The organism is Nostoc sp., from assembly GCF_036917315.1.
In the GTDB taxonomy this organism is placed as follows: Bacteria; Cyanobacteriota; Cyanobacteriia; order Cyanobacteriales; family Nostocaceae; genus Nostoc.
Genome location: NZ_JBALDR010000001.1, coordinates 25,756 through 37,759, shown reverse-complemented (window position 1 = coordinate 37,759; position 12,004 = coordinate 25,756). Strand labels below are relative to the sequence as shown.

At 42.1% G+C, this 12,004-nt stretch carries 7 protein-coding genes; 5 read left to right on the top strand and 2 right to left on the bottom strand.

Annotated elements, in window-relative coordinates:
• Positions 1–213: 213 nt before the first annotated feature.
• The 5 genes from V7K84_RS00165 (at position 214) to V7K84_RS00145 (ending at position 5,019) form a co-directional block, all read left to right on the top strand.
• The gene (locus tag V7K84_RS00165) at positions 214–582 is read left to right on the top strand and encodes a Crp/Fnr family transcriptional regulator (protein ID WP_334835227.1); all 369 of its coding nucleotides are present in this window, start codon (positions 214–216) and stop codon (positions 580–582) included.
• A gap of 167 nt (positions 583–749) precedes the next feature.
• On the top strand, positions 750–1,115 hold the full coding sequence (locus V7K84_RS00160) for a Lin0512 family protein (RefSeq protein WP_099101269.1): 366 nt from the start codon (positions 750–752) through the stop codon (positions 1,113–1,115).
• Between the two features lie 566 nt (positions 1,116–1,681).
• Positions 1,682–3,040: an aromatic ring-hydroxylating dioxygenase subunit alpha gene (locus V7K84_RS00155; RefSeq protein WP_334835225.1), complete on the top strand. Its 1,359-nt coding sequence runs from the start codon at positions 1,682–1,684 to the stop codon at positions 3,038–3,040.
• A 266-nt stretch (positions 3,041–3,306) separates the two neighbouring features.
• Complete coding sequence (locus V7K84_RS00150; RefSeq protein WP_334835223.1) at positions 3,307–3,645, top strand: hypothetical protein; 339 nt, start codon at positions 3,307–3,309, stop codon at positions 3,643–3,645.
• Between the two features lie 441 nt (positions 3,646–4,086).
• Positions 4,087–5,019, top strand: coding sequence for a polysaccharide deacetylase family protein (locus V7K84_RS00145; RefSeq protein WP_334835221.1), 933 nt, complete (start codon positions 4,087–4,089; stop codon positions 5,017–5,019).
• A 236-nt stretch (positions 5,020–5,255) separates the two neighbouring features.
• Here the strand turns inward: V7K84_RS00145 and V7K84_RS00140 are convergent, their stop codons facing one another.
• Positions 5,256–10,664, bottom strand: coding sequence for a translocation/assembly module TamB domain-containing protein (locus tag V7K84_RS00140; protein ID WP_334835219.1), 5,409 nt, complete (start codon positions 10,662–10,664; stop codon positions 5,256–5,258).
• 708 nt (positions 10,665–11,372) lie between these two features.
• The gene (locus tag V7K84_RS00135; RefSeq protein WP_334835217.1) at positions 11,373–11,573 is read right to left on the bottom strand and encodes a hypothetical protein; all 201 of its coding nucleotides are present in this window, start codon (positions 11,571–11,573) and stop codon (positions 11,373–11,375) included.
• Positions 11,574–12,004 lie beyond the last annotated feature (431 nt).

Genomic DNA, 12,004 nt, shown 5'->3' with positions numbered 1-12,004 from the left:
AGCTGAATTTCGTTCCTGTCTCTCCCTCTCAGACGGGCGAGAGGAACGGTTTTGTTTAGTAAAACCAGGGAGAGATATCTAGGCGATTAAGAGACTAATCAGGAATTTTGCGGAGATTGAGAGTTTATCAGCAGAAAGTAGTATACTTTTTTGGGTTCGCCTAAAGCTATCAAAAGATTTCGTTCAAAAACAAAGAATTTCGGGGTTGCTCTAATGTTAAGTCCTGTTATAACAGTCGGTATATTTCAAAAACAACCCGATCCTAAAGCATTTTCAGCAGGCCAAGTCATCTTTGAAGAAGGACAGTCTGGTGATGAAATGTATGGCATTCTCGAAGGAGAAGTAAATATATTGGTCAATGGCAAGGTTGTAGAAACCATTGAAGCGGGTGGAGTTTTTGGTGCTGGGGTACTTGTGGGAGTAAAAAGTAGAACTTACACAGCTATTGCTAAGGTGGATAGCAAACTGGTTTTCCTTGATGAGAAAGGGTTTCTGTTTGCCGTTCAGGAAACTCCTATGTTTGCCATAGAGGTGATGAGAAGTTATTCAGACCGTCTAAGTCGCTTGCAGCGTCTACTGTGAAATTAGGGAGCAAATAAGAGGTAAGAGGGCGCGAGTAATGTCTGGCTCTCATTGCAGGACTCTGTGGAAAGGGTCTTGTAGAGAAGGGATGCAGTATTAGTTTTGGCTCTTGCCCCCAGAATAGCTGCTTTTCTTGGTGAAAGGTGCAAAATTTACCGGAGTTAGCAATGGCGCGTAAACGCTTGATTATCGAAATGGGCATGGGAATAGATCAACACGGACAAGAACCAACTGTAGCAGCATCTAGGGCAGTACGAAATGCGATCGCTCACAATGCCTTACCTGGTGTTTGGGAGGTTGCAGGTTTAAGTCATCCCAATCAAATGATTATAGAGGTTCAGGTAGCAGTACCATACCCAGAACAAGTTAGAGAAGAAGAAGTACTCGCTGTATTACCATTTGGGCGAAAAACCCTCACCGTAGAATCTGGAGGGATGATCGTTCAAGGGCGGGCGATTCCCGAACTCAATGATAAAAATGACGAAATGTTGATTGCGATCGCTGCTGTTACAGTTCTAATCGAAGATGAGTAGCTGAGGTAATTATTCTATAAACAAATCACTAAGTTATCAAGTTATTCGATCGCCGACTTCATTTGTGCAGGCGCGATTTTCAATCGTCAAGTATATTTACTGATTACTTTATCAAAAAGCCTCATTTCTTTATAAAAATACCCGTTTACTTTCTCAAAATACTTAAATGCTTTCTCAAAATGAGGTTTGACTTATTCAAAAGCTGTGTTTGCTTTCTCATTTTGGTGTTTTCCGCAAGCAAAATGACTTTTGACTTATTCAAACCCCAGTTTGCTTACTCATTTTAGTGTTTTCCGCAAGCAAAATCACCTTTGACTTATTCAAACCCCAGTTTGCTTACTCATTTTGGTGTTTTCCGCAAGCAAAATGACCTTTGGCTTACTCAAACCCCAGTTTGCTTACTAATTTGGGTATTTTCCGCAAGCAAAACGATCTTTGACTTATTCAAAATGCTTGAATGCTTTCTCATGGTTAATCTTTGAAGTTTTACCCTAGAAATGTTCTATCTATAGGACTAAAGATTTGCTAATCCAAAAGTCTAAAATAATAGAAACCTAGAGATAAATATGTCATTAGAAACAGAAACCCTACAGGCGATACCACCAACTTCTACTTTTGAGAAACTTGAGGAAAAGCAAGAATTTAACTGGAGGCAATGCTGGTATCCCGTCACCTTCGTCAAAGACTTACCTGCCAACCGCCCTCATAGCTTTTCCCTGTACGATGAACCTTTGGTTTTGTTCAAAGACAAAGATGGACAATTGATTTGTTTAGCAGATCGTTGTCCTCACCGTACAGCCAAACTTTCTGAAGGACAAATTATTGACGGCAAAATTGAATGCTTGTATCACGGTTGGCAGTTTGGCAGTGATGGGCAATGTCTGCACATTCCTCAATTAGCAACAGATGCAAAAATTCCAGCCAATGCTTGCGTGCCATCCTTTAAAGTTGTGGAACGTCAAGGGATGATTTGGGTGTGGGCTGGCGAAAAAGAAACTGCTGTTGATGAAATTATTCCAATTTTGCCAGATTTAGATAAGTCAGGATTTGTGTGTGCAGACTTTATATTGGATCTGCCTTACGATCAAACATATCTAGTCGAAAATGTCATCGATCCTGCTCATGTTGCTATTAGCCATAATGGCACTAGAGGTGGTGGTAATCGTAAAAATGCCCAACCGCTAGAAATGGAAGTGCTAGAGAATTCAGTTCAGGGGGTTAAAGGCAGGTGGCGGGGAGCTAACAAATCAAATGAAGCCTGGAAGTATGTTGATTTTGTTGCTCCAAGTCTTGTGCTGAACACTGCTTATATTGAAAAAAAAGATTGGACATTTGGACTAGCTTTGTATTCAATTCCTTTAGGTAAAGGGCGATGCCGTCTTTTAGCTAGAGGTTATCGTAATTTCATGACTTGGGGAGTTAAGCTGAGGCCGCGCTGGCTCGATCACTTGAATACGAACAAAATATTGGAGCAGGATTTGCCTCTGATTGCGGGACAACAAGCAGAAATTGAACGCTTGGGAAGAAGTCTCAAAGAATTATATCTGCCGCTGAAAACATCTGACACATTAGTGATTGAGTACCGCAAGTGGCTAGATAAATTTGGGTCATCTTTGCCTTTTTATCAAGGCTATTCTACATTTAAAAATGTTGAGAATGAAGAGTTGAATTCAAAGCCAATTTTGCCAGACAGATTCACGCGACACACACTTATTTGTAGTTCTTGCAATCGAGCTTACCAGGTGACAAATAGGGTTAAACAAGGTTGTATCGGAGTAGCGATCGCTCTATTTGCTGTAGCAATACTTGCAGATGATTTTAGAATCAAAATCGCAGCAATATCGGTTGCTATAGCAGCAATTGTCATCTCTGTTATGGCTCATACACTCAAAACTCACTTTGAGCATTCCTACACTCGTCACTAAAATAGGTACTAGAAACAGTTCGTAGTAAGGACTTAAGTCCTTATTTTCTAAGCACTTTAGTGCTTACTACGAACTTTTCATTACTAGCTTAGACATTTTACTGATACAGGTGAAGAAAGTTTGCTTACCTGAAACGATTTGCTCAAACCCCTTGTGTGGTTAAGTCACGATCGATTTAGTGGCTCTGCGCTAAACTAAAAAATATTGGGATAAAAATCTCTGGCAGTAAGTTCAATAGACCATTAATCTTTACCACTGCGGCGATCATGTCTCAAGAGCAGAACGAATCACTCCAAATTCAGGAAATCACCAAACTCAAACCGAAACACTTTGCTGATTTAGTCAGATCGGCACAACTGGTTTTCGACCCCACAGCCGGAGTTTCGGGAAGACATATAACAGTTGACTGGGAACAATTTGGAATTCCCAGTGATGTGGCGGACAATCTCAAATCACTTGGTCAACACTACCAGTATGCATCTCCTCACATCCCTGTTGAAGACATTTGGAGTAAATTAACTCCAGAAACTCGTATTTGGTTCGTTGAAAATAAAGATCGGTTGTGGGAGCTTGAAGAAGCTTTCCCAGCCCTTGACGAAGATTGAACAGGGCAGGAGGTAGGAGGTTGTCACCTTCTGCCTCTCTACAAGGATAAGCAAAAACTGCGATGGCGTAACCGCCCCCTGGAAGCGATCGCAAGCAAATAACGAATATTGACATCGACTCTATTGGTCAACGACTACCTAGCATTTCTCCAAGTTACGGTTATACTGCTATCATTGCTGGCTCTACTGGTCAGCTAAATTTACTGAGTATTATTTTATTCGGTTTAATACTGGTAGCAAATTAGTACAGAATAAATTGAGACGTCCTTTCGCTGGAATGTTTCAAGGTATTTTATTGCTTTCTTTTTTCTTTCAGCAGTAAGTATATTAATTACATCAGGCTATGAGTAATATCAAGTCCGGGTAAAGGTATGGGAACATCAGGGAAAAACCAATCCACAATAACTAATAACTAATAACTAATATTTGAGGAGATTTAATGTGTCTAGTCGGAAATTATCTTTATTACTGAAAATAATAATTGTTATATTGGTTACTAGTGCTAGTAGTTTAGGTATCAGCTTGCTTTTAACCACAAGCGGATTTGAGCATTTGTTGGAAATTCTCAAACCAAAAAGCGAGAGTGCTAAAGCGAGTCATAACAAGCTGATGAGTGCAGATGCACAGAATATCAGTCCAGCAACAGACCAGATGAATGAAGTGCCAAAGGCATTTCAGGGAACAATCGTTTATCAAGGAAAACTAAAACCGAATGAGAAAGTTATTGCCCTAACTTTTGATGATGGTCCCGGCCCCAAAAATACGGCACAGATTTTAGAAATCTTGAAGAAAAATGATGTCAAGGCGACATTCTTCATGATTGGGCAAATGGTCAAATATTTTCCTCAAGTTGCCAAGCAAGTGGCTGCTGATGGTCACATAATTGGTAATCACACATGGCATCATTCGTATCGCCAGATGGACTTAGCTACTGCGGCTAGTGAAATCGATCGTACAGCAGAGATCATCTACAAGACTACCGGAGAGAAAACTACTCTATTTCGTCCTCCTGGTGGCTTTCTGAATAATGGACTAGCCGAATATGCCAGAAGCAAGAAGTACGCTGTCATGATGTGGTCAGAACAATCGGGAGATGCTGAACGCCGTTCGCCTCCAGTTACGGGGCTGGTCAAAAATGTGCTGAAATATGCAAAACCCGGTGCAATTGTACTGCTGCACGATGGGGGCGGCAACCGTTCCAAATCTGTCAAAGCTTTACCAGAAATGATCGCAGGTTTAAAAGCCGAAGGCTATAGATTTGTGACGATTCCCCAACTACTGGAAATACAAGCCCAAGAAAAAAGTGTGGAGACAGAAGTATCACCTGTGGTAAAAAATCAAGAACATCCAAACCAACAACTTAATCATCAGTGATATCCCAATACGGTTCAGCTCGTCAAAGACGCGATAAATCGCCGTCTCTACAATAGTCCTTTGTAGAGACGGCGATTCATCGCGTCTCTTGCTTGCGATTCATCGCGTCTCTTGCCTGCGATTCATCGCGTCTCTTGCCTTAACCAAACAGTATTGAGTGATATCCCGTCCCGGTAATTAGTTAGTTTATTAGCCAGCAATGCGATTGTGCCGACTAACAATGCCAATGCACCAATCTAAAATCTGGTTTCATACTCAACTTGAAGTTGATTGTCATCCCCCACATCAGTTGAGCCTCGCATCAGAATTTCGTCATTGACTCGATAGAGGACATTGAAACGGAAAGAGTCATCGCTAGAAAGAGCGCGTGATAAAGAGGCAGAGAAATTTTTATTAATATCAAACACACCTTCCGCTGATAAATTAAGAATTGAAGCTCTTGATGCTTTTGATTCTTCATTATTAATAGATGGAGTCGGAAATATCCGAAACTCACTGAAACCAACAGCCTGTCCGATCGCAGTGATAGTTCCTTGTAAACTACCTAAAATGGTAGAACTAGCGAAATTAGTCAGCCCTTGGCCTGCATCTGCTTGACCGAAAGAACCCAGAATTGAGCCACCCAGCAAAGCAACTATTTCTCCCTTGCTACGGCTAGGTTCGCTCGTCAGTTCTAGATTGTCGCCCAATTTACTAGCTGGCCCGTTCACCCTAGCTTGAACGGTAACGCTACGTAAAGTCCCAAAGTTGTTTACAGAAACATCACTGACTTCAGAAGACAAGGGTGATTCCAAAGTTTGAGTGTTCCTTGCTGATGCTTCCGGTACAATTGCCGTAAGTCGGACATCCAAAGTCGGGTCAAGTCCTTGACTTGGAATAAACCGCGCAGTTTGTTCATAGCCCCGCGCCAAGGTAAACTCAGTGGAAAATAAGCTCAGTCGTCCTCCTGTCAAACGAATGACTCCTTCAGGAAGCGGTTTGGCTAATGTACCATTAATGGTCAAGTCGCCTGTTGCGTCAAATCTCAATAGGGGCTGACTTAATGCCGCTCCTCCTGGTACAAAGCTGAGTAGGGACTGAGTTCCAACTCGAATATTTTTGCCTAAAATCAACTTTAAATCTGCAAACTTTACAGGTAAATTGGGTGGAGTTGCGGCGCTAGTGCTTGCGTCTGTTGTCGCCACTGGGTTAGTGCTTGCGTCCACTGTAGCTACTGGATTAGCGTTATTCTCTGCTGTCGGTGTGACGTTAGGGTTAACTTCTTGTCTATCTAGATTTATGACCTTAGTATTAGCCTCTGCTGTCGCTGCTGATTTTTTAGCAGTAGCAGGCGAGTTGCCAATAATTACCTGACCATCACTCAGTTGAATCTCTCCACCAATTACAGGTTTTAACGCTGTGCCGCGAATCACGACATCGCCGCCGACACCACCTTCATACAGTCCTGCAAGCTTAAAATTGAGTTTGTCTGCTATTGATATTGTCAGGGGATTCGCTGCGGTTTGTTGAGCATCAAAAATTGGCAAGATGCCTGATGCAGTTACTTGCCCTTGATTGTAATTACCTTGGATATTTTCAACGCTTACGGTAGTACCATTAAATAGCGCTGTTCCTGTGACATTCGTTAAAGGATCGGATAAGGCTTGAGCGCTAAAGGTAGCATTATTAAGTGTGGCGTTGCCATTGATAATTGGTTCGTTTAAAGTACCTCGAACATTTAAATCTACTTTTCCTTGACCGTCTACCCAAGCGACTTGATTGTTAGTAAGCAGATTTAACAGTGCCAATCCTTCATTTTGCACATTGGCGTTGATGCTGATTTGATTGCTATCAGGTTGCACTTTGGCAAAAGGTAACGGTGCAGGTACGCTACCTGTAATTGCAACTGGCTGCGTTCCTGTTACTAGTAAGGTACTATCAAAATTCAAGCGAGCTTTGTTGTAATCAAAGTTCACTAGTCCTGTTTGTACGGGTTGTTTGTTAAGAGTCGCATTCGCTAACGCCACTTGCCCTTGAACTCTGGGGTCTTGCAAACTACCTCCCAAGGTGGCATCAGCATTTACATTACCAGTGATATCTACGGGGTATTTTTCGATAAAAGGCTCTAAAAGTGATAGAGGTAGACTGGCTACATTCAATTTTCCAGATAGTTGCTCAGTTCCTAACTGTCCTGAAAAGGCCACTAGTCCTCGATCGATCCCCACACTCAAGGGCGAAAGTGTGACGATTCCATCGGCAAAAGTACCTTGAGCAACAACTTGATTGATGGAATAATTACCCCATTGCCAGTTAGCACCTTGAAAATTAAAGCCAACATTCAACCCAGATTTTAACGAGCCATTGGCTGTAATTGCTCCGTTTAAAGCACCTGTTAATTCTGCAAGACTGGGCAAAGATGGGGTTTGTTTTGTTTCTGCTTGCTGTTCTTTTGCAATTGCTGTTGTAATATTCGAGAAATATGCTAACTGTGTTTTCAAATCTGCATCGGGCAAACTGATAGATTCAGTTGGAAGTGCTTCTGCTCCAGCTAATGTTGGAGGCTGCAACCCAGTACTAAGGTCTTGAAAGTCGAAGATATTAAACGCTTGTAAAAGTCTCTGGATTTTGGCTTCGGCAAAATTAGCTTGGAATTGAAATTGTGGGTCATTCCCTGCTTGCACATTACCACTGAGAGCGATGTTGGTATCGCCAATCCGCAATTGACCATTAGCCAAGCTAGCTGTACCATCAGCATAATTGATGCTGCCGCGAAATTCATCGGCTGCAACTCTGGCAACACGAGGCCCTGCGATCGCCACATCTCCCGCAATGGCATAATTATTTAGATTGACAACTAAATTACCCGATAATTGCCCGCCCAGTGGTTTCAATTGATTGTTAGGTAAAAAGCCGCCAACAAGAGCGATGGGAAACTGCTGGGCGTTAACGATCAAGTTATCTCCCTCAGTTCTACCCGTAGTAACTGCCTGATCGCGTTTAACTAAAAATGAGGTGGGACGATAATCTGCACCTAAGTTAAGCGCAATCCGATCTTGTTTCCCAGCTAATCGCAGACTTCCTCCTTGTCCCCCTTGAAAATTCACATTTCCGGTTAAAAGTGGGTCAAATGCTAAGTTACTGACATTGAAATTCCGCAGCCGGATATTCCCATTCGCTTGCGGTACATCTGGAGTACCTGTAACTTTGCCATTAAAATCAAGTCGCCCTGCTATTGCTACGTCCCCAGGAACTTTAAAACCAGTATTTTGTAAGTTGAAATTTCGCGCCAGTACATTTAAATCAAATCCGGCAATTTGGGGTGCGCCAGTTGGGGGAGACTGAATAGCGATCGCACCATTAGCACTAAATCCTGCGGTACTTGCGTTTTCAACGATAATCTGCTGTCCATTCCACTGAAATCTTGCAGTCAGCGGTTTTGCCAGTTGCGCGACTCCTTGGGGAAGGCTAATTTGTCCGGCGGCGCGAATATCCGCAAGCTGGAAAGATTGGGTTGTGCCAGCTAACTGAATATTACTATTCAGCCGTCCTCGCAGTTGTGGTGAGAAACGGCTGAGTTGAATTTGAGAAGTTTTGACAGATCCTTGCCAGCGTTGTTGTGCAAGTTGACCTGTGGCTCTGATTGTTCCACCTGCGACGTTCACAACCGCATCGGGAAAGACGATATTCTCTCCCTGTTTGGTAACAACAACTTGTCCGCTAGTAGGATAGGTGGCACTAGGCGCTTGCACCCGCGCTACTGTTTGCAGATTGCTCAGAGTGCCGGAAATATCGGCATTTGCCGAGACATTCCCAATGGTAATGGAGGGTGAGGAATTGTAGGCTTTGGCGATCGCATCCCCTGGTATATTTTTTGCTTGCACATTCAATGCCACTCTACCTTGAGGTGCAAGCTGAACTCGTCCGCTAGCTGTGACTTGCCCTCCCACCTCTGGATTTGCTTGAACGCGAGAAATATTGACGTTTAACGGTGTACCCAGAGAACCACTAATTTTAGCGTTCGCAGATATACCACCAACATTAATCGGAGTTGAAATACCGTAACCTTGAGCGATCGCATTTCCTGGGATACCTTGAGCTTGAATATCTACGCCTACCTCACCTTGGGGAGCGAGTTGAATTTGACCATTAGCTGTGATTTGCCCCCCGGCTGGTGGCGTTACCCGAACATTGGAAACATCAAGTTTTAAAGGCTGTTTGCGAAGTGAGCCAGAAATTTGGGCTTTTGCTGAAACATTCCCCACTGCGATCGGTAGAGTAACGCCATAACTTCGTGCTAGTATATCTCCTGATATACCATCAGCTTGAGCATTAAATATTACCCCATCTTTGGCTCCCAGATTAGCTTGACCGCCGCCGATAATTTGACCGCCAGCTGCGGGGACTATTTTCAGATTAGAGACAGTAAGTTGAGATGCAGTTTGAGATGCATTCAAGCGGAAATCAGTGTTGATGGTTTTAAATTGAACGCGATCGACTTGAATCGGTTTGGTGTTACTTACTGTACCACTGACGACTGGTTGCTGAAGTGCGCCTAGTATTTTAATATTTGCTTGAATTTCGCCACTTGCTGGGACTGACGAATTTACTTTCAGGGTATCTAAGATATTTTTCGCAGTAACAGGTTTTATCTGAGCAGAAACATTAAAACCTGTTTGAGTATTAATTGTTCCATTTGCCAGAATGGGAACTTTGCCAAAGTTCGTACTCAGATTATCTAAAGTAACTGTCTGACCCTGAAATAGAAATTTCCCATTAAAATTAGAAATCGGCTGAGGAAGATTTGGAATTTTAGCGGTGACTTGATTAGCTGTAGCTGTTCCCGTAATTGCGATGTCTGAAAGTTTGGGTGGAATCTGAACCCCTAAATCAGCATTTAAATATCCTGCTTGTAGAGCGATCGGTAACTGAATTAATCTAGCGATCTCAGATACTTGTAAATTTTGTGTTGAAAGTTGGAGGTTAGTTTGTTGAGCTTTTAGTTGGGTTTCGCCAACAATTTTAACAGCCCCTCCCCTAGTGAGTTGAGTATTGAAGTCATAACCGATCCTTTGATTTCGATCGGAAAATCGGGCAATACCACCAACTCGATCTAATATTACTGAGCCTTTGGGTTTAGTCGGTGCAGCGAATGGCATCAACTCTATATTGCCATCTTGGATTTGAAGTGACTGCAACTCAGTTTGAATAAAGCCTTGTCCCTCCCCAGCCTTAACTTGGGCTGTCACCCAACGCCCATCTTTATCCTGTTGAACGTAGACGTTGGGTTGAATTAAGGTGACATTTAATGCTAGTTTTCGGCTCAGAAGGAGTTGCAACGGCGAGAACTCCACCTCTAAAGCTTTTGCTACTACCCGATCTGCATCGCTAGCAGTTGCTGGTATCGATAGAGAGCTAAATCTCAGACTAGAAAGCGAAAAACGTTCAACGTTCCCAACTTTGACTGGACGCCCCAGCAATTGCTCAAGATTTTGCTGTACTAACGGTGCTAAATCTTTGTATACATAGTTTCTAGCCCACCAAGCACCAACTATAATTCCAATTAGCAAAACCCCACCCAAAGCCAAACTGGTACGTCCTAAAAGCAGGAGCCACAGACGACGATTAGATGGTTCCTGATTGTTTTCTGAATTTGGCGATCGCGTCATGATTGTTAGTACTACCAGTAATTTTTCTGGAGTGAGGCTAGAGACAAATTAGTTAGTTGTATCAGCAAGTTACAATTTATGGTTTCACAATATCAGGACTTACGCAAGAACTTTGTGGCAAGTTGCTTCTATTCATTAGACGAGACTGCACCAATAAGACGCATTTGCGGTGCGTCTATGTTATTTCATAATTTCGCATAATTCCTGAATTGATTTCGATTAATAATTTATCACCATACATCAATTTTGTTGGCTTTTAAATTTATAAACTTTGCTGGTATTATGAAGATTATTTAGAATTTTATGTGCGTCTTCAACAGAATTGGTGTGGATATTATCTTTCAGAAATTAGGTAACATTTTATGATTAAATTACTTTGCGATCGCACGTGTATATACGACTCTGGTTATAAAATTTAACTTTTGTAAAATCTAACTTAGTATAGATGACAATGGTAAATCATCTTAAATTTGCAAGTAATGTAGAGTAGAAAGTCACTTCTTGAAGCTGGATTTAGATCCCCCCTAACTCCCCTTAAAAAGGGGGGAACTGGAATCAAAGTCCCCCTTTTTAAGGGGGATTTAGGGGGATCTAAAACGTTTTGCTACTAAGAAAAGGACTTTTCAAACATCCTCTAAATACCAAAATTCCCGACTTCTCTAAAAGGTCGGGAATCTGAGCTTTTTGATTTCTCCTTTGCAAACCCAATCAATCATTATCAGCTGGATCGTCAATCATTTCTGGTACTAAAGCTGGGTTACTTCTACGTTCTTGTGGTGATTGCTCTCGAATAACATCGTCTATTCTCGCAGGGTGTTTGATTTTGTCCAGTACCTCTGGACTTAATTGTGGCGCATCACCTTCTGGATTAGACTTTTCAGCCTGACTAGGAACTGTTTCCTTATTCATAATTATTTCCCTAAACCTAAACTTATACGCCAAGCTTAAGTTCTTCGATGGTCGGGTACACACTATCTGGGGACTTAATTTCACATAACGGTGGGAAGAAAGGCGATCGCTAAAGTAACGATTAACTAAGTTTGCCCCACGTTTTGGTTTGCGATCGGTATTGGCCAACTAGGAATTTAGCGGTGGGTTCAATGCCCAATCCCTTTGAATCCTACTCCTTTGTTTGTGAATTGTGATTTTTGGCTAACCAAAAGAACAATGTCATGAAAAATTGATATTATTGCTATTGCTTAACGTGTAATTCACTAGAAATGTTATGAAACCATGATAATTAGATCCCAGAAGGGCTGATAAATTCGTGAAACAGCTAAAAAACCTCCTCTGACCCCTTGATCCCTAGATATGCTTAGTGGTTAATATTGACTTAACAA

Excerpts from the sequence above, each read along its gene's own strand:
- V7K84_RS00150 (WP_334835223.1), top strand. The coding sequence starts at position 3,307 with ATGTCTCAAGAGCAGAACGAATCACTCCAAATTCAGGAAATCACCAAA.
- V7K84_RS00155 (WP_334835225.1), top strand. The coding sequence starts at position 1,682 with ATGTCATTAGAAACAGAAACCCTACAGGCGATACCACCAACTTCTACT.
- V7K84_RS00165 (WP_334835227.1), top strand. The coding sequence starts at position 214 with ATGTTAAGTCCTGTTATAACAGTCGGTATATTTCAAAAACAACCCGAT.
- V7K84_RS00160 (WP_099101269.1), top strand. The coding sequence starts at position 750 with ATGGCGCGTAAACGCTTGATTATCGAAATGGGCATGGGAATAGATCAA.
- V7K84_RS00135 (WP_334835217.1), bottom strand. The coding sequence starts at position 11,573 with ATGAATAAGGAAACAGTTCCTAGTCAGGCTGAAAAGTCTAATCCAGAA.
- V7K84_RS00140 (WP_334835219.1), bottom strand. The coding sequence starts at position 10,664 with ATGACGCGATCGCCAAATTCAGAAAACAATCAGGAACCATCTAATCGT.